The sequence below is a fragment of the Micromonospora ureilytica genome, assembly GCF_015751765.1.
In the GTDB taxonomy this organism is placed as follows: domain Bacteria; phylum Actinomycetota; class Actinomycetes; order Mycobacteriales; family Micromonosporaceae; genus Micromonospora; species Micromonospora ureilytica.
In genome coordinates this window covers 4,418,503-4,434,941 of record NZ_JADOTX010000001.1, presented here as the reverse complement: position 1 = coordinate 4,434,941, position 16,439 = coordinate 4,418,503, and the positions used below count along the sequence as shown (strand labels likewise).

Genomic DNA, 16,439 nt, shown 5'->3' with positions numbered 1-16,439 from the left:
CGCATGATGGCTTTCCGGCCACTCGTCGAGGTGTGCGGCCCGCCTCAGACTTGTTCCGTGACCAAGAACCGCCGTCTGCATCCCGCCTGGCTGGTCGCCGCCGTCGCCTTCGTGGCGCTGGTCGGCGCGGCCGGCTTCCGCGCCACCCCGTCGGTGCTGTTGCACCCACTGCACGAGGAGTTCGGCTGGCCCCTGGCCACGATCTCCGCGGCCGTCTCGGTCAACCTGCTGCTCTACGGGCTCACCGCGCCGTTCGCGGCCGCCCTGATGGACCGGTTCGGCATCCGCCGGGTGGTCTCGGTGGCGCTGCTGCTGGTCGCCGCCGGCAGCGGGTTGACGATCTTCATGACCGCCAGCTGGCAGCTTCTGCTCTGCTGGGGTGTGCTGGTGGGGTTGGGCACCGGCTCGATGGCGCTGGCGTTCGTGGCCACCGTCACCGGGCGCTGGTTCGTCCACCGCCGGGGCCTGGTCACCGGAGTGCTGACCGCCGGCGGGGCGGCCGGACAACTGGTGTTCCTGCCACTGATCGCCATCCTGGTACGCGACCACGGCTGGCGTACCGCCGCGCTTGTCGTGGCCGCGGCGGCGCTGGCGGTCGTACCCCTGGTGGTGTAGCTGCTGCGCGAGCACCCGGCGGATCTCGGCCTGCCCGCCTACGGGGCGACCGAGGTCGTGGCGGCGCCGCCGGCGACCGGCGGCGCGGCGTCCCGGGCGCTCGGCGCGCTGGCCACCGCGGCCCGGACCCGACCGTTCTGGCTGCTGGCCGGAGGGTTCGCGATCTGCGGGGCGACCACCAACGGCCTGGTCGGTACGCACTTCGTGCCGGCCGCGCACGACCACGGCATGGCCCAGACCACCGCGGCCGGGTTGCTCGCCCTGGTGGGGCTCTTCGACATCGTCGGCACGATCGCCTCCGGCTGGCTCACCGACCGGGTGGACAGCCGGTTGCTGCTCGGCATGTACTACGCGCTGCGGGGACTGTCCCTGCTGGTGCTGCCGAGCCTGTTCTCCGGCACGGCCGAGCCGAGCATGCTGGTGTTCATCGTCTTCTACGGCCTGGACTGGGTGGCCACCGTGCCGCCGACCGTGGCGCTGTGCCGGGAGTACTTCGGTGGCGCCGGAGCTGTGGTGTTCGGCTGGGTGTTCGCCGCGCACCAACTCGGCGCGGCGGTCGCCGCGACCGGTGCGGGACTGGTCCGGGATCGGTTGGGCGACTATGCGATGGCCTGGTACGTGGCGGGTGCGCTGTCGATCGGCGCCGCCGGGCTGTCGTTGCTGCTGCGTAGGCGACCGGGCCGGCCGGTGCCGGAGGCCGTGCTGGTCGCTGCGACCGCGCCCCGGGCGTGGAGCTTCCGGGGCTGAACCGTGACCCGTCGGCCGGTCAGCTCACTGTCCACTGCTGGGCCGGCCGGCCGTCGCACTGTCGCTGCCGGATGTCCTCGCCGGCCTCGACAGCGTCGTCGTCGGCCTGGGCGCACTTGTTGCTGTGCGCGGCGACGAGCAGCACCGCGCCAGTGCCGGTCCCGCCGAACCGCCACTGCTGGTTGGCCTCGCCGTGGCAGGGGAACTGCTGCAACCGCGCGCCGTCGTCCCCGCTGCCGCCCTCGACGTCGAGGCACTGCCCGTACTTGGCATTGGTCAACGTCAGTACGTCCGCGCCGGCCGGGCTGACCACCCACTGCTGCTCCGGGGCGCCGGTGCAGACGGCCAACTCGGCCTCGGCCTTCTCGCCGTCGCCGTCGAGCCCCAGGCAGAGACCCGAGGGGGCGCGCAGCACCCGGGGCCCGGTGGGCGGGGCGGCCGGCGCGCTGGCCGACGGGGTCGGTGACGGCTCGGCCGAGGCGGTCGGGCTCGGCTCGCCGGCCGGTTCGCTGGGCAGCTGGGCCGCGCTGGACGACGTACCGACCGACGCCGGCACGGCCGGCTGGTCGTCACCGTCGAGCAGCCCGGTGGCGAACACGACCCCCAGGAGCACGCCGACGACGCCGACCGCCACCGCGACCCGCAAGAGCGGATCGGCCAGCGGGCCGGAGCGCGGTGCCCGGTGACCGCCGTAGACGGTGCCGTGGGGGTCGGGGCGTTCCTCGGGCGCGGACATACCGGCCATCCTCACCCACCGCCGGCGGTCACGGCCAGTCGGCGACGTCAGTCGACGACCCGGACGTCCTTCCAGAACGCCACCCGGTCACGCACCATCTCGGCATCCGGTTTGGGCTCCGGGTAATACCAGACGGCGTCCCTGCTGGTGCTGCCCTCGTGTTCGAGGGAGTAGTAGGAGGCGGTGCCCTTCCACGGGCAGACGGTGTGGGTCGCGGACTCGCGAATCAGGTCGTCGCGCAGGGCGGAGCGGGGGAAGTAGTGGTTGCCCTCCACCAGCACGGTGTCGTCGCTCTCGGCGATGACCAGGTCGTTCCACACGGCTTTCGGCATGTCTCAACAGTAGGCCGCGTCGCCGCGCCGGCAGCGCTCAGCGGGTGGGCTGCGGATCGGTGACGTCGGCCACTGTGGCGTCGAGGGCGGCTATCGCGGCGTCGGCGGCGATCGCGACGGCGAGACCGCGCTCGCCGGCCCCCAGCGTGATCTCCCGGCCGCGCAGTCGCTCGTCGGCGACCACCGGCCAGGCAGTGCTCGCGCCGAACGGGGTGATGGTGCCGCGTTCGTAGCCGGTGGCGGCCAGGGCGCCCGCCGCGTCCGGCATGGAGAGCCGGTGTACCCCGAGCAGGGCGCGCAGCTTGGGCCAGGAGATGACCCGGTCGCCGGGGGTGAGCACGAACAGGTGATCGGCTTCACCGCGGCGGACCACTATCGTCTTGACCACGTCGGGGACGGCCACGCCCCGGACGGCGGCCGCCTCCGCGAGACTGCCGACCGCACCGTGGCTGACCAGCCGATACGGCAGTTGGGCGGCGTCCAGGGCGACGATCGCTGGCGATGGCATGCCCGCCACGGTAGCCGTCCGGCCTGCTACCGGACGGGAAACTGCCAGCGCCGACATCCCACGGTTTCCGAACGGCGAGCGTAAGGTGATCACATGCGCGCTGAGCGTGTGGATCATCCGATTGACCATGATCAAGCGGTGGACACGCTGCGGCGGTCGTACGCCGCGGTGCCCACTGGCGAGCCTGTCCGGCTGGCCAAACGCACCTCCAACCTGTTCCGCCCCCGGTCCGCTCCACGGACTCCGGGGCTCGACGTGAGTGGCCTGAACGGCGTGCTGTCGGTCGACCCGGCCGGCCGCACCGCCGACGTGCAGGGCATGTGCACCTACGAGGACCTGGTCGACGCGACGCTGCCGCACGGGTTGATGCCGTTGGTGGTGCCGCAGTTGCGCACCATCACACTGGGCGGCGCGGTCACCGGCCTCGGGATCGAGTCGACCTCGTTCCGCAACGGCCTGCCGCACGAGTCGGTGCTGGAGATGGACATCCTCACCGGCTCCGGCGAGATCGTCACCGCCCGACCCGACGGCGAGCACGCCGACCTGTTCACCGCGTTCCCCAACTCGCTGGGCAGCCTCGGCTACGCCACCCGGCTGCGCATCGAGCTGCAACCGGTCGGCCGGTACGTGGCGTTGCGCAACGTCCGGTTCACCCAACTGGAGGCGCTGACCGACGCGATCGCGGAGGTGAGCGCGACCCGATCCTGGGCCGGCGAGCCGGTGGACGCGATGGACGGGGTGATGTTCAGCCCCGGCGAGTCGTACCTGGTGTTCGCCACGTTCACCGACGTGGCCGACCCGCCCAGCGACTACACCGGTCAGGCGATCTACTACCGGTCGCTGCGCCAGCGCACCCGCGACGTGCTCACCGCGTACGACTATCTGTGGCGCTGGGACACCGACTGGTTCTGGTGCTCGTCGGCGTTCGGCGCGCAGCACCCGGTCGTGCGCAGGCTCTGGCCGGCGCGTTACCGACGCAGCGACTTCTACCACCGACTGGTCCGCCTTGAGCACCGCCACCAGGTGGCGGCCCGGATCGACCGGCTGCGCGGGCAACCGGCCCGGGAGCGGGTCGTGCAGGACGTGGAGATCCCGCTGGACCGGACGGCTGACTTCCTGCGCTGGTTCGCCGGCGCGGTGGGGATGAACCCGGTGTGGCTGTGCCCGTTGCGACTGCGTGAGCCGGCGGGGCCCGGTTCGGCGCGGTCCTGGCCGCTGTATCCGCTCCGGCCGGGGCAGGACTACGTCAACATTGGGTTCTGGGGGAGCGTGCCGATCGCGCCGGGCGCCGCCGACGGCGACGTCAACCGCACGATCGAACGCAGGGTGTCGGAGTCGGGCGGCCACAAGTCGCTCTACTCCGACGCGTACTACGACCGGGACGCCTTCGATCGCCTCTACGGCGGCGACACGTGGCGCGCGGTGAAAGACCGCTACGACCCGGACCACCGGCTGACGGGACTGTACGAAAAGGCGGTAGCACGAGCATGAGCCTGACCGACAGAGATCAGGGGGCGGCGAGCGTCCCCGCCACCCCGCCGGCGGGGGGCCGGCACACGGGTCCGACCGTCGCGGATGTCGTCCGCGCGGTCACCACGGGGCCGTTGCCGGTGCGGATCACCGGGTACGACGGCAGCGCCGTCGGCCCGTCCGACGCCGGCATCACCCTGGCGATCCAATCCGAGCGGGGGCTGTCGTACCTGCTCACCGCACCCGGCGACCTGGGCATGGCCCGGGCGTACGTCAGTGGTGACCTGGCGTTGCAGGGCGTGCACCCGGGTGACCCGTACGAGGCGTTGCGGGTGCTCAAGGATGAGCTGCGGTTGCGTCCACCGTCGCTGGCTGAGGGGCTGGCGCTGGTCCGTGGGCTGGGCTGGGAGCGGCTGATGCCGCCGCCGGCGCCGCCGCAGGAGGCGCAGCCCCGCTGGAAGCGGGTGGTGAACGGCCTGCGGCACTCGCGGGTACGGGACAGCACTGCCATCTCGCACCACTACGACGTCTCCAACGCCTTCTACGAGAAGGTGCTCGGCCCGTCGATGACGTACACCTGCGCGGTTTTCCGGTCTCCGGACGACACGCTGGAGCAGGCCCAGGCGGCGAAGTACGACCTGGTCGCCGGCAAGCTGGCGCTCAAGAAGGGGATGCGGCTGCTGGATGTCGGGTGCGGCTGGGGTGGCATGGTGCGCCACGCCGCGCGCGAGTACGGCGTCAAGGCGCTCGGTGTGACCCTGTCGAAGGCGCAGGCGCAGTGGGCGCAGGCCGCGATCGAGCGGGAGGGGTTGACCGAGCTGGCGGAGGTGCGATATCTGGACTACCGGGACGCGCCGGCCGAGCAGTTCGACGCCATCTCCTCGATCGGGTTGACCGAGCACATCGGGGTGCGTAACTACCCGATGTACTTCGGGGCGCTGCGCAGTCGGCTGCGGCAGGGCGGGCGTCTGCTCAACCACTGCATCACCCGCGCGGACAACCGGGCGCCGCACCGCTCCGGCGCGTTCATCGACAGGTACGTCTTTCCGGACGGTGAGCTGGCCGGTCCGGGCCGGTTGATCAGCGAGGTGCACGACGCCGGGTTCGAGGTGCACCACGAGGAGAACCTGCGCCAGCACTACGCGCTGACGCTGGCCGCGTGGTGTCGCAACCTGGTCGAGCACTGGGATTTCTGCGTCTCGGAGGTCGGCGCGGGCACCGCCCGGGTGTGGGGGCTCTACATGGCCGGGTCGCGGATGGCGTTCGAACGCAACGGCATCCAGCTGCACCAGGTGCTGGCCACCCACAACGGCCCGAACGGCGTGAGCGGCTACCCGCTGCGACCGGACTGGTTGCCCTGACCACCTGCTGACCGTTGCCTGAAGCCGCGCCGAGAAAGTCGGCGCGGCTTCTCGCGAAGTGATTGACAAAGAAGTTTTGTACGTACAAACTGATTTTGCCATGAGAGACGTCCTGTACCTGGAGCAGATCGAGCAGGCCGAAGTCCTGCTCAAGCCGCAGCGCGTCGAGGTGCTGCGGCAACTGGCCGAGCCGCGCACCTGCACCGAGGTCGCGGCCCGACTCGACCAGACGCCACAGCGCGTCTACTACCACGTCAAGCAGCTCGTCGCGGCCGGCCTCGTCGAGCTGGTCAACGAACGCAAGGTCCGCGGCATCACCGAAGGCATCTACCAGGCCGCCGCCCGCTCCTACTGGCTCTCCCCGCGGCTCGTCGGCCGGATCGGCCTGCGCCGGGCCCGCGACGAGCTGAGCCTGGGCTACCTGCTCGACCTGATGGAGGAGGTGCAGGCCGACATCGCCGGCCTGGACCGGGCGGCACCCGAGCTGCCCTCGATCGGGGTCTCCGGCGAGATCCGGGTGCCGGCCGAGCAGCGCCAGCAGTTCCTGCACGACCTGCAAACCGCACTTCAGGAGTTGTTCACCCGCTACGGCGGCAGCGAAGGCGATGCCTTCAAGCTGGCCGTCGCCTGCTATCCGAAAGGGAACGACAATGAGTGAGCCGATGAAGGTCCAGGCCCGTCTCTCCGCGCCCGTCGGGCGCGTCCGCCAGGCCCTGACCGACCCGGCCGAGCTGCGTCTCTGGCTGGCCGAGCACGCCGAGGTCGAGCTGCCCCAGCGGTACGAGTTCTGGGGCCGCTACACGCCCGAGGGCGACGCCCCGCACCAGCGGCTGCTGCACGCCGATGACGACACGCTGCGCTTCGGCTGGCTGCTCGACGGGGTGGAGACCACCACCGAGTTTCAGTTGACCGCCGAGGGCACCGACAGCACCGTGCTGATGCTGACCCAGAGCCACTTCGACTTCGCCGAGGCGATGAGCGGCTCCAGCATCCGGGGTGTGCTCCAGACGTTCTGGGCGCTGTCCATCGCCAACCTGGCCGCCCACGTGGAGGGCAAGCCACTGCTGCCCCGCACCGACTTCACCTCCGCCGACCTGCGCGGTGAGCTGGTCATCGCCGCCCCCGCCGACAAGGTGTGGGAGTCGCTTACCGACTCCGAGCAGGCCAGCGCATGGTTCGGCTACCCGATCGGCATCGAGCCCTGGGTCGGCGGCCGGTACGCCATGGGCGGCTTCGAGACCGGTTACGCGGCCAAGGTCGTCGACCTGGAGCCCGGTCGACGGATGTCCATCGACTGGGGGCCGACCGGCGTGACGAGCTGGGAGCTGGCCGAGTCCGGTGGCCGGACGACGCTGACCTTCGTGCAGAGTGGCTTCGACGAGGCCAACCCGCCGTACGGGGCCTGGAGTGGCTCGGTTGCCGGGCTGTTCGAGCTGCGCCGCTTCCACGAGGTGCCGAACTGGCAGCCGATCTGGATCTCCGAGGAGATCCCCGGCCTGGAGCCCGCACCGACCAGCTGACCTCGACAGCCACGGTCGACCTCCACCTTGGGCACACCGAGCCATCGGTGTCCAAGGTGGAGGGACCGGGCAGCGGGTCCGTCAAACGGCCGGCCGATCGGTAAGGTCGGCTGAGTCAGTGTCGAGTCGGCGGCCGGGCGGTGCGAGTGGCAGGTCCAGAGCATGCAGATCACACAGCTGTCGGGCGTTCGCTGGAAGCGGCAATGCGCCTGTTGGGCCAGGCCGCCGGTCCGTCGGCACTGACGGAGTCGACGTCGCCACCAGTTGTGCCAACCGGCGAGGGCGAGCTGCGCGGGCGCGGCACCGCCGCCGACGGGCTGGTCGAGGCCGTGGTGGTCGGCTATGGCCGGCTGGAGTCGCTGGAGATCGACCCCCGCCTGCTGCGGCGCGGCACCGGGGCCATCGCCGACCACGTGATCGAGGCGGTGCGCACCGCACAGGATGATGAGCTGCGACAGCGCCAGGAGATGCTCGGCGGCGACATCGACCAGGCAGCGACGCATCGGCAGTTGGAGGCGGTCGCGGCAGAGGCTTGGCGTGGGCTGGACGGGATGATCGGCGACCTGGACGCGTTGACCCGCCGATTCGACAAGCGGTGACCGGATGACCGACGCCCTGGAGGTCGACGTCACCGCGCTGCACTCGGCGGCGCGGAGCATCGAGGCCAGCGGTGAGCGGCTCGGCGCCGAGGTGCAGCGGTTGCAGGGCACCGTCACCGGTTCGGCCAGTCCCTGGGGTGGCGACGAGGCCGGGACGGTCTTCGGAGCGGCCTACACCGAGGTGCTGCAACACGCTCTCGACGTCTACGCCTCGATGGCCGACCAGCTCCTGAGCGTGGCCGACAGGCTTGGCGCCGCCGCCGACGCCCATGAGCGCAGCGACCTCGACAACGCGGCCCTGTTCACGAGACTGGGGCTGCCCGGTGGGCCTACAGCTGCCAGCTGAGCTCGCCGAGGCCCTCAACTGGGTGGGCTTCACCTGGCCAGAGGCCGACGAGGAGCTGCTGTACGAGGCCGCCCAGGCGTGGATGTCCTTCGCGGGCACCCTGCGCACGGCGGCCAGCGGGGCGAACGCCGGCGCGAGTGTCGTGAGCGCAACCAACCGGGGGCGGGACGTCGCCGCCTTCGAGGCGATGTGGCGCGGCGAGGAGGGCCCGACCAGCCGTATCGAGGACGGTGCCGAGGCCGCGGAGCTCATCGCCGCCGCGCTGCTCGTGATGGCCGTGATCACGTTGACCCAGAAGGTCCTCACGATCGTCCAGCTCACGATCCTGGTGGTCCAGGTTGCCATGGCGCTGGCGGCCGCGGCCCCCACCCTCGGCGGCTCGCTGGCACAGATCCCGATCGCGATCGGCGTGGCCCGGGTCGCGATCCGTCGAATCATCAAGGAGGTCGTGCAACGGGTCGTCAACGACATCATTCCGCGACTACTTCGCCGCGCCAAGACGTTGCTGCGCAGGTTCAACCGCAAGGGTCCGGATCGACGTCCGGGGCGCCCCGGTGTGCCGGGACCGCTGCAGGAGGTCCGCTACCAGGGTCGGCCGATGCGGGACGACTACCGGTACGAGACCGCCGGCGACCATCCGGGAAACCCCTTTCGGCCCAAATCGGTGCGTCGACTCAGCGAGGCGGAACGGGAAGCGCACCGGGTGTACGTCGACTCGGACGGCATCGTGCGCCAGGCAAAGGACGGCCAGCCCTTCGACACCCGCGCCGCGTCCACCCACTGGACCCAGGACGGCGGCCGGGCCATCTTCGTCATGGACGAACGTGGCAACATCTACGCCTCGAACTACCAGGAGGTCGGTGCCTTCCACCACTCGACCCTGGGCAACGGTCAGCCGGTAGCGGCGGCCGGAGAGATCGCGGTCGTCGACGGTAGAGTGCAGTACGTGACCTCTGCCAGCGGGCACTATCGACCTGATCCGCAACAGATGCGGCAGGTCACCGACGAGTTGAGCCGTAACGGCGTCAACGACATCCCGCTCTTCGGCTTCGACGGCCGTACCCGGTTGAATTGACCCGTCGGAAAGGTGTGCGGAATGGGCGACCGTGACTGGAAGGGCGTCACCAACCAGATCTTGCATGGGGTGATGTTCACAGCGCAGTTGGACGACGCCGCTGCCAAGCAGATGGCTGCGGCCATGGTGGAGCGGCGCTACTTCGGAGACGGCCCGGCTGTGTACGCGGACGCGATCGTCCAGGCGCAGCAGTACGACGGCCCGCTCACCGACGAGATCGAGACGTCGCACAGCGAACAGGGGTTCCGCGATTTTCTCCGCCGGCTGGCGGGCGAGCTGGACCAGCGCCGGCCCTGGCACTGAGGCGGCTGACCGCCCCGCCTCGATCTCGCGTCAGGATCCTTACGCGATGGCGGCGATGTCACCGTCGTCGAAGTAGATGGCTTGGTGGAGCCGGCCTCCGAGAGCAGCAGCGTATCGAGCCACCACATCCTGACCGGAGATCCTGCCCTGCTCGATCTGGGACACCCGACCCTTGGTCACGCCCATCCGCTCAGCGATCTGCTGCTGAGTGAAGCCGCGAGAGCGTCGTACCTCCGCGAGGCGGTGCCCGACGACCTGCGCAAGCAGCTCTTCCTTACCCGCTTCGACAGCCGCCTCGCCACCAGCACGCTGCACGTACTCGGCTCGGATGTCTGTCCACCGCACGTGACCACTCACTGGTGTCCCCCCTCCTGCTGTGCACGTTCCTTCAAGTAAAGCTCGTACGGTTGTATACCAATCGCTATACCCCTCCGGTTGGCCGGTGGCGATGGTTGGCGATCCGGTGGCGGGATCTGGTGACTTTTCGCGGTTGAGTGGGTACTGGCGGGCGATGTTCTTCATCTTTGGTCTGCGTACCAAGGTCGACCGGTCCGGTGTCGTGCAGCAGGTCTGCCGCCACTGCGGCAACCAGGCCGCGCAGGTGATCACCCGCCGCTCGACGAAATTCACACTCTTCTTCATCCCCCTCATTCCGATCCGCACCCGGTACGCCCAGCAGTGCACGTTCTGCGCGGCTGAGTACGAAATCTCCAAGTCCGACGCCGAGCGTCTCCCGGTCGGCTGATCCGACGATGGAACGTTTCCTCTGCTGGCTGATCGGCCGACCAACGCCTCCGGTCGACGTGGCAGTGCACACAGTTGCCCGCCCGCCCTGCACCCCTGGCCGGCGCAGACGCCGCCGCGCACGCCGTCCGTTGGCCGGCACCGCACTGCCCCGTTCACCCTGGAACCGATCGGCCGGCCGTTGACCCGGGGGCGGGGACGGCGTGCACGTTCGGCTCTGGTGGCGTTTCTGAGCGCTGGTTAGGCTTTCGGGGTTTGCCGTGGACCGGTCCTGCCGAGGGTGCACGCACGACGAAAGGGCCGGAGCGACCGTGTCCCGACAGGACGGAAAGCAGGCTGCGGGGGCGCTGAACCCCGTCGGCGCGTTCGTCGCGGCTGCGGTCATCCTGCTGGAGGCCTGCTGGCTGGTCGCCGGGTTGCCGGGCGCCGCGCTGGTCAGTGACATCGGCGCGATGCTTGTCGCCGGCTGGGCGACGCTCGCGTGTGTAGGGGTGGCCCGCCGGCATCCGGCGCCGCTGCGCCGATTCTGGACGCTGCTCGCCCTCACCATGGCGCTCGCCGCGATCGGCCGGGCGATCTGGACGGCGCAACGGCTCGTCGGCGGTGACCTGCCGCACACGCCGGTGGTCGGGGTGGTCTTCACCGCCGGCATTCTCACCGGCACGGCCGCGCTGCTCAGTTCGCCGTCCGCACCACGGACCGCGGTCGGTCGGGCCCGTACGTTGCTGGACGGTGTGATCGTCGCCCTGGCCCTGGTGCCGATCGGTTGGGTGCTGGTCTTCCGTGGGGTCGCCGCCGCCGAGCTGGCCGATCCGGCGCGCACGCTGGGGCTGCTCTTCCCGATGTTCGACCTGATGCAGCTCACCATCCTGGTCGCGGTGTCCGGCCCGGCCCGGCCGATGTGGCGGCCGATGAGCATCCTCGCGGCGAGCCTCACCCTGCGGGTCGTCGCCGACGTCGTCTACGTGTCGCTTGTCGCCCGCGCCGACTACGCCGCCGGTCACCCGATCGACCTGTGTTGGCCGTTGAGTTACCTGCTGATCGGGCTGGCCACCCGGAATCCGCCGCCACCGGACTGTGACGCCACCGACGACACCGCCGAGTCGCCGCTGCCGCCGTGGTGGCGGGTGGCGTTGCCGTACCTGCCGGTGGGTGGGGCGATCATCGCTGTGGTGTTGGCGCGTCGGCCCACCGGGCAGACCCCGCAGCTGGTGTTCGTGACCATGATGGTGTTGCTGGCGGCCCTCGCCGTCCGTCAGGGGTTGGCCGCCAACGAGAACCTCCGGTTGGTGGTCCGGTTGCGTCGGCTCGCGTACGGCGACCAGCTCACCGGGCTGCCCAACCGGCTGTTGTTCAACCGGCGGCTGCGCGTGGCCCTGCGCGACGGGCGACCGGTGGCCGTGCTGCTGCTCGACCTGGACGGGTTCAAGCAGGTCAACGACCGGTTCGGGCACGCCACCGGCGACACCCTGCTGACCGGGCTCGCGGCACGGATGCACGCTGCCGTCGACGGTGACGGCACCATCGCCCGGCTCGGCGGTGACGAGTTCGCGGTGCTTGTCGACGGTGAGCGGCCGGTGTCACCCGAGCGGCTCGCCGAGCGGCTGCTGGACGCGTTGCGGCCCTCCGACGACGAGGAGGACGTCGGGGTGCACCCGTCGGCGAGCATCGGTATCGCCGAGTACGGCCCGCAGCACGCCTCGCACAGCGACCTGCTGCGCGACGCCGACATCGCGATGTACGCGGCCAAGGCGGCCGGGAAGTCCGCGTACCGGACGTGTACGCCGGTGTTGCGCGAGTCGGCCGTCTCCCGCGCCGAGCTGATCGCCGACCTGCGCCGGGCTGTCGACGAGGACCAGCTGCACCTGGAGTTCCAACCCATCGTCGACCTGGCCACCGGTGCGGTGCGCAGCGCCGAGGCGTTGGTGCGCTGGCGGCACCCCCGGCTGGGGATGTTGCCGCCGTCGAAGTTCCTGCCGCTGGCCGAGGAGACCGGGCTGATCCTGCCGATCGACCGCTGGGTGATCCACGAGGCGTGCCGGGCCGCCGCGACCTGGCGGGGCCGGGCGCCGGAGGCGACAGTCGCTGTGAACATCGCCGCCGCGCACCTGCGTCGGCCGGATCTGATCGCCACTGTCACCGCGGCCACCAGCGCCGCCGGGCTGGCACCGCGGGCGTTGACGCTGGAGTTGACCGAGTCGGCGCTGATCGAGGGCACCGAGGCGGTGCTGGAGCGGCTGCACCAACTCCGGGAGCTGGGCATCAAGATCGCCATCGACGACTTCGGCACCGGCTACTCGTCGCTGAGCTACCTGCATCGCATCCCGGCCACCGAGCTGAAGATCGACAGGTCGTTCGTGGCCCGGCTGGGCACCGACGACCGGGCGTACGCGACGGTGGAGATGGTCACCCGCCTGGCCGGCGCGTTCGACCTGGCGGTGGTGGCCGAGGGGGTGGAGACCGAACGCCAGCACGAGGCGGTCACCGCGATCGGCTGCCCACGCGGCCAGGGCTATCTGTACGGGCGGCCGGACGCCCCCGCCATGGTGGGCCAGAATCGGAGTTGACTCTCACGTAACGGCAGGCAGGAGCCTGGTTCCCGGAAGGGAGGGGGACCATGGCGTACACGGTGGGTCAGGTGGCGAAGGTTGCCGGCGTGACGGTGCGGACGCTGCACCACTACGACGAGATCGGGTTGCTCTCGCCCAGCGGGCGCACCTCGGCCGGTTACCGCCGCTACGACGACGCGGACCTGCAACGGCTGCAACTCGTCCTGTACTACCGGGAGCTTGGTTTCCCGCTTGAGGAGATCACCGCGATCATCGACGACCCGGCGGCCGATCCGGCCGCGCACCTGCGCCGACAGCACGAACTGCTGACGGCACGGCTCAGGCGGTTGCAGGAGATGGTCACGGCGATCGAGTTCGCGATGGAGGCGAGCAAGATGAACATCCAACTCACGCCGGAGGAACGGTTCGAGGTCTTCGGTGACTTCAGCCCGGAGGCGCACGAGGCCGAGGCGGAGCAGCGGTGGGGTGACACCGACGCGTACCGGGAGTCGAACCGCCGGGCCTCCCGCTACAGCAAGGACGACTGGCTGCGGATCAAGGCGGAGAACGAGGACTGGGGTCGGCGGATCGTCGCCGTGCTGGCCTCGGGCGCGCCGGCGGACGGCCCGGAGGCGATGGACCTGGCCGAGGAGCACCGGCAGCTGATCAGCCGCTGGTTCTACGAGTGCTCGTACGAGATGCAGACCGGGTTGGCCGACATGTACCTGGCCGACGAGCGGTTCACCGCGTACTACGAGAACATCGCGCCGGGGCTGGCCGCCTATCTGCACGAGGCGATCCACGCCAACGCGATCAGCCGGGCCTGACGGGGTGCGGTCCGGCTAGTCTGGCCGGACCGCACCGCCCGGGGGAGATGACAGTGCAGAAACCGAAGCTGATCGCCGCTGTCGCCGTGCTCGTGGTGGCGGTCGGCGCCGGGGCATGGGCGCTGGTCGCCGCCGGCGACCACGAGCCGGACGCGGGTCGCCCGACGGCGGCGGCGGGCCCGGCCGACCCGGCCGGTGTGCTGAAGGCAGCCGCCGGGAAGGCCGACGAGCAGCCGTACCGGCTGACCGTCGGCACCGGCGGCGCGGACGGGGACGCCACGGTGCTGCTCTGGGACCCGACGGCGAAGCGCGGTCTGGAGACCACGTCGCTGAAGGTGCCCACCGGCGTGGTGAAGATCGAGCGGTTGACCACCGGGCCGGACGTGTACGTGCGGGTCACCGCTCCGGACCGCCGCGTGCCGGTGTGGGACGGCAAGACCTGGTGGCACGTCGGCGCTCCGGGCGCCCCGGCGGCCAAACAGGGCCTGGACAACACCCGGCTGGCCAGCACGTTGGGCGCGCCGGCGGGGGTCCGGCAGACCGCCGAGCGGGAGTACGCGGGCACGCTGGACCTGCGCCAGAGCGACGCGGTGCTGGGCAGCGGTGTCGGTAGCGTGCTCGGTGACCGGGCCGGCGCGGTGCCGTTCACCGCGGCCGTCGACGAGCAGGGGCGGTTGGTCCGTTACCGCATCGAGTTGGCCAGCGAGCAGTCGCAGACCGCCCAGCTCGACCTGACGTACTCGGACTTCGGGCTGTCGGTGTCGGCGGACCCGCCGGCGGCCGAACTGATCGGCGAGGACCCGCCGGCGAACATTCCGGGCGCCTGACGTCGGTTCACTCCTCGACCGCCCCCTCGACCGGGGTGACCAGGAAGTCGTAGACGGTGCGGGCCATCCGCCGGACCGTCTCGTCGCCGGTGGCCATGGGTCCGGCGGTGAGGAACGCGACGGCGGTCTCGGTGCCGGGGATCAGGTAGTAGCCGACGTCGTGTGAGGCGTCCGGCAAGTCACCGGTCTTGTGGGCCACCGGCACACCCTGTGGCAACGCCGCCGGGATCTTCGTGTTCAGCGTCTGCTCCCGCATGAACCCGATCATCATGTCGCGGGAGGCGGGGGTGAGGATCTCGCCGTCCCAGACCGCGCCGAGCAGTGACACCACGTCGTCCGGGCTTGTGTAGTTCTCCTCGCCGCGTTGCGCCGCCGCGCTGTCGAGCATCCGGCGGGCCAGGATGGTGGAGCGTTGGTTCATCGAGTCGATGAGCGCGTTGACCGGGGCGAACCCACCCAGGTAGGTGATCAGCACGTTCGCTGCCACATTGTCGCTGTACTTGATCAGGTACTGGGCGAGCCGATGCAGTGTGACCACCTGCGGGAACGTCTCGAACTGGAGCTGACCGGTGCCGCCGACCACGTCCTCCGGGGTGACCAGCACCCCGTCGTCGAGGGAAACCTGTCCACAGTCGACCCGTCGCAGCAGTTCGACGAGGATCCACAGTTTGATGACGCTTGCCGCCTTGGGCCGTAGCGATCCGTTGACGGCGATCTGCTGGTCGCCGTAGCGGCCGGACAGGTCGCGGACGGTGACCCCGGCCGGGTTGAGGCTCGCGTCGGCGACCACCCGGGCGAGCTGCCCGCTGAGCGGAAACAGCCGGGCCCCTTCGACCGGGTCGGTGGGCGGCTGAGGGCTGGTGACCACCACGCCGGTAAGCGTCGTCGGCGGGCGGTGCCGTTGGATCACCTCAATCGTGCCCTCGCTGCGCCCCACCAGCGGCACCCGGTAGCGGTAGGCCGTGCCGCCGACGACTACCGCGCCGCTGGCCACCCCGGCGGCGACCCGCATGGTCGGGTCGGCGACCCGGCCGGTGTCGCCGTCGCAGGCGCGGTAGCGCACTGTGTGCCCGAGCGAGTCCACCGCGAAGACCCCGCCGGGAAACGACAGCCAGGAAACCTCGCTGGTCGGCGGGCGCTCCGGCGTCGGGTCCACCCCGGGCTCGTGGCTCTGACCGTCACCGGGCTCAACCCCGTACCCCGGCTCGGTCGTCTGCGCCGGGTCCGCGCCGGGCGCGCGGCCCGGGCCGTCCGCGGTGGCCGGCCCGGTCGTCGCGAGGACCGCGAGCGCGACCGCCGCCGTCAGCACCTTCAGGGGTACGCGGGCAGAGTTCCCCAGCAGGGAAGATGAGCGCCTCTTGTCGCTTTTTCTCACGTTTGCACGATATGGAGCGCTGGAGGCTGGTGAGACCGGCGGGACCGGCGTCACCCGTCCGGGCGGCAATGTCCCCCCGAGCGCGACGACCCACAGGTATAACTGTGACCCACAGGTATCACGCTTTGCTCTGCACCCGCCCATGCGCCAGTTACGGACCGTGCATGGCGCGCCGGCGGGTGCAGAGCAAAGGTCAGCCACCAACCTGGAGGACCCATGCTGATCATCGCCGGCAGTCTGCACGTCGAACCGGCCACCCGTGAGGCGTACCTGTCCGACTGCGAGCAGGTCATCGCGCGGGCGCGCGCCACCGCCGGCTGCCTCGACTTCCTGCTGGCGGCTGACCCGTTGGAGCCCGGCCGGATCCACGTCTACGAACGCTGGGAGTCACCGGAGCAGTTGGCGGCGTTCCGTGGCTCCGGGCCGGACGACGCGCAGGAAGTGGCAATCCTCGACGCCGACGTGCAGCGCTACCTGATCGCCGGCGTGGAAGCACCCTGACCCC

Annotated in this window: 18 protein-coding genes and 1 pseudogene; 14 read left to right on the top strand and 5 right to left on the bottom strand. The window is 70.7% G+C overall.

Features of this window, described 5'->3' with window-relative positions:
• Positions 1 to 6: 6 nt before the first annotated feature.
• A pseudogene (locus IW248_RS19975) lies at positions 7 to 1,362 on the top strand (MFS transporter).
• Between the two features lie 19 nt (positions 1,363 to 1,381).
• On the opposite strand, the gene IW248_RS19970 reads toward IW248_RS19975, so the two are convergent.
• Genes IW248_RS19970 through IW248_RS19960 form a run of 3 tightly spaced genes read right to left on the bottom strand, consistent with a single transcriptional unit; the run spans position 1,382 to position 2,938 of the window.
• On the bottom strand, positions 1,382 to 2,098 hold the full coding sequence (locus IW248_RS19970; RefSeq protein WP_196928212.1) for an RICIN domain-containing protein: 717 nt from the start codon (positions 2,096 to 2,098) through the stop codon (positions 1,382 to 1,384).
• 47 nt (positions 2,099 to 2,145) lie between these two features.
• Positions 2,146 to 2,430: a DUF427 domain-containing protein gene (locus IW248_RS19965; RefSeq protein WP_124820018.1), complete on the bottom strand. Its 285-nt coding sequence runs from the start codon at positions 2,428 to 2,430 to the stop codon at positions 2,146 to 2,148.
• Positions 2,431 to 2,467: 37 nt separating this feature from the next.
• Positions 2,468 to 2,938, bottom strand: a complete 471-nt coding sequence (locus IW248_RS19960) for an aminoacyl-tRNA deacylase (RefSeq protein ID WP_196928211.1) — start codon at positions 2,936 to 2,938, stop codon at positions 2,468 to 2,470.
• Positions 2,939 to 3,031: 93 nt separating this feature from the next.
• Between IW248_RS19960 and IW248_RS19955 the strand changes: the two genes are divergently transcribed.
• From IW248_RS19955 to IW248_RS19920, 8 genes are all read left to right on the top strand, one after another.
• Positions 3,032 to 4,429 (top strand): FAD-binding oxidoreductase, encoded by a 1,398-nt coding sequence (locus IW248_RS19955; protein WP_196928210.1) that lies wholly within the window; start codon positions 3,032 to 3,034, stop codon positions 4,427 to 4,429.
• Positions 4,426 to 5,769 carry a class I SAM-dependent methyltransferase gene (locus tag IW248_RS19950; RefSeq protein WP_196928209.1) on the top strand — a complete coding sequence of 448 codons (1,344 nt, stop codon included), beginning with the start codon at positions 4,426 to 4,428 and terminating at the stop codon, positions 5,767 to 5,769. Before IW248_RS19955 ends, IW248_RS19950 begins: the two co-directional genes overlap by 4 nt.
• Positions 5,770 to 5,869: 100 nt before the next feature.
• Positions 5,870 to 6,427, top strand: coding sequence for a winged helix-turn-helix domain-containing protein (locus tag IW248_RS19945; RefSeq protein WP_124820022.1), 558 nt, complete (start codon positions 5,870 to 5,872; stop codon positions 6,425 to 6,427).
• Positions 6,420 to 7,289 carry an SRPBCC family protein gene (locus IW248_RS19940; protein WP_196928208.1) on the top strand — a complete coding sequence of 290 codons (870 nt, stop codon included), beginning with the start codon at positions 6,420 to 6,422 and terminating at the stop codon, positions 7,287 to 7,289. The genes IW248_RS19945 and IW248_RS19940 overlap by 8 nt, the downstream gene beginning before the upstream one ends.
• 203 nt (positions 7,290 to 7,492) lie before the next feature.
• Entirely contained in the window at positions 7,493 to 7,888 is a 396-nt protein-coding gene (locus IW248_RS19935; RefSeq protein ID WP_196928207.1) for a YbaB/EbfC family nucleoid-associated protein, read from the top strand.
• A 4-nt stretch (positions 7,889 to 7,892) separates the two neighbouring features.
• A complete protein-coding gene (locus IW248_RS19930; RefSeq protein ID WP_196928206.1) occupies positions 7,893 to 8,234 on the top strand; it encodes a WXG100 family type VII secretion target in 342 nt (113 codons plus the stop codon).
• The gene (locus tag IW248_RS19925; protein WP_196928205.1) at positions 8,212 to 9,309 is read left to right on the top strand and encodes an IQM protein middle domain-containing protein; all 1,098 of its coding nucleotides are present in this window, start codon (positions 8,212 to 8,214) and stop codon (positions 9,307 to 9,309) included. The genes IW248_RS19930 and IW248_RS19925 overlap by 23 nt, the downstream gene beginning before the upstream one ends.
• Positions 9,310 to 9,330: 21 nt before the next feature.
• Complete coding sequence (locus IW248_RS19920) at positions 9,331 to 9,612, top strand: hypothetical protein (protein ID WP_196928204.1); 282 nt, start codon at positions 9,331 to 9,333, stop codon at positions 9,610 to 9,612.
• Between the two features lie 39 nt (positions 9,613 to 9,651).
• Here the strand turns inward: IW248_RS19920 and IW248_RS19915 are convergent, their stop codons facing one another.
• Entirely contained in the window at positions 9,652 to 9,969 is a 318-nt protein-coding gene (locus tag IW248_RS19915) for a helix-turn-helix domain-containing protein (protein WP_196928203.1), read from the bottom strand.
• A gap of 154 nt (positions 9,970 to 10,123) precedes the next feature.
• On the opposite strand from IW248_RS19915, the gene IW248_RS19910 reads away from it, so the two are divergent.
• The 4 genes from IW248_RS19910 (at position 10,124) to IW248_RS19895 (ending at position 14,559) form a co-directional block, all read left to right on the top strand.
• Positions 10,124 to 10,357 carry a zinc-ribbon domain-containing protein gene (locus IW248_RS19910; protein ID WP_030490878.1) on the top strand — a complete coding sequence of 78 codons (234 nt, stop codon included), beginning with the start codon at positions 10,124 to 10,126 and terminating at the stop codon, positions 10,355 to 10,357.
• A gap of 310 nt (positions 10,358 to 10,667) precedes the next feature.
• The gene (locus tag IW248_RS19905; protein ID WP_196928202.1) at positions 10,668 to 12,923 is read left to right on the top strand and encodes a putative bifunctional diguanylate cyclase/phosphodiesterase; all 2,256 of its coding nucleotides are present in this window, start codon (positions 10,668 to 10,670) and stop codon (positions 12,921 to 12,923) included.
• A gap of 50 nt (positions 12,924 to 12,973) precedes the next feature.
• Positions 12,974 to 13,732 carry a MerR family transcriptional regulator gene (locus IW248_RS19900; RefSeq protein ID WP_196928201.1) on the top strand — a complete coding sequence of 253 codons (759 nt, stop codon included), beginning with the start codon at positions 12,974 to 12,976 and terminating at the stop codon, positions 13,730 to 13,732.
• A 53-nt stretch (positions 13,733 to 13,785) separates the two neighbouring features.
• On the top strand, positions 13,786 to 14,559 hold the full coding sequence (locus IW248_RS19895; protein ID WP_196928200.1) for a hypothetical protein: 774 nt from the start codon (positions 13,786 to 13,788) through the stop codon (positions 14,557 to 14,559).
• Between the two features lie 7 nt (positions 14,560 to 14,566).
• On the opposite strand, the gene IW248_RS19890 is transcribed toward IW248_RS19895, so the two are convergent.
• The gene (locus tag IW248_RS19890; protein ID WP_196928199.1) at positions 14,567 to 15,934 is read right to left on the bottom strand and encodes a serine hydrolase; all 1,368 of its coding nucleotides are present in this window, start codon (positions 15,932 to 15,934) and stop codon (positions 14,567 to 14,569) included.
• A 216-nt stretch (positions 15,935 to 16,150) separates the two neighbouring features.
• Between IW248_RS19890 and IW248_RS19885 the strand changes: the two genes are divergently transcribed.
• Positions 16,151 to 16,435: a putative quinol monooxygenase gene (locus tag IW248_RS19885; RefSeq protein ID WP_196928198.1), complete on the top strand. Its 285-nt coding sequence runs from the start codon at positions 16,151 to 16,153 to the stop codon at positions 16,433 to 16,435.
• Positions 16,436 to 16,439: the final 4 nt, after the last annotated feature.

Bases quoted from the DNA above. Each gene is read 5' to 3' on its own strand.
- IW248_RS19970 (WP_196928212.1), bottom strand. From the start codon at position 2,098: ATGTCCGCGCCCGAGGAACGCCCCGACCCCCACGGCACCGTCTACGGC.
- IW248_RS19965 (WP_124820018.1), bottom strand. From the start codon at position 2,430: ATGCCGAAAGCCGTGTGGAACGACCTGGTCATCGCCGAGAGCGACGAC.
- IW248_RS19960 (WP_196928211.1), bottom strand. From the start codon at position 2,938: ATGCCATCGCCAGCGATCGTCGCCCTGGACGCCGCCCAACTGCCGTAT.
- IW248_RS19955 (WP_196928210.1), top strand. From the start codon at position 3,032: ATGCGCGCTGAGCGTGTGGATCATCCGATTGACCATGATCAAGCGGTG.
- IW248_RS19950 (WP_196928209.1), top strand. From the start codon at position 4,426: ATGAGCCTGACCGACAGAGATCAGGGGGCGGCGAGCGTCCCCGCCACC.
- IW248_RS19945 (WP_124820022.1), top strand. From the start codon at position 5,870: ATGAGAGACGTCCTGTACCTGGAGCAGATCGAGCAGGCCGAAGTCCTG.
- IW248_RS19940 (WP_196928208.1), top strand. From the start codon at position 6,420: ATGAGTGAGCCGATGAAGGTCCAGGCCCGTCTCTCCGCGCCCGTCGGG.
- IW248_RS19935 (WP_196928207.1), top strand. From the start codon at position 7,493: ATGCGCCTGTTGGGCCAGGCCGCCGGTCCGTCGGCACTGACGGAGTCG.
- IW248_RS19930 (WP_196928206.1), top strand. From the start codon at position 7,893: ATGACCGACGCCCTGGAGGTCGACGTCACCGCGCTGCACTCGGCGGCG.
- IW248_RS19920 (WP_196928204.1), top strand. From the start codon at position 9,331: ATGGGCGACCGTGACTGGAAGGGCGTCACCAACCAGATCTTGCATGGG.
- IW248_RS19910 (WP_030490878.1), top strand. From the start codon at position 10,124: ATGTTCTTCATCTTTGGTCTGCGTACCAAGGTCGACCGGTCCGGTGTC.
- IW248_RS19900 (WP_196928201.1), top strand. From the start codon at position 12,974: ATGGCGTACACGGTGGGTCAGGTGGCGAAGGTTGCCGGCGTGACGGTG.
- IW248_RS19885 (WP_196928198.1), top strand. From the start codon at position 16,151: ATGCTGATCATCGCCGGCAGTCTGCACGTCGAACCGGCCACCCGTGAG.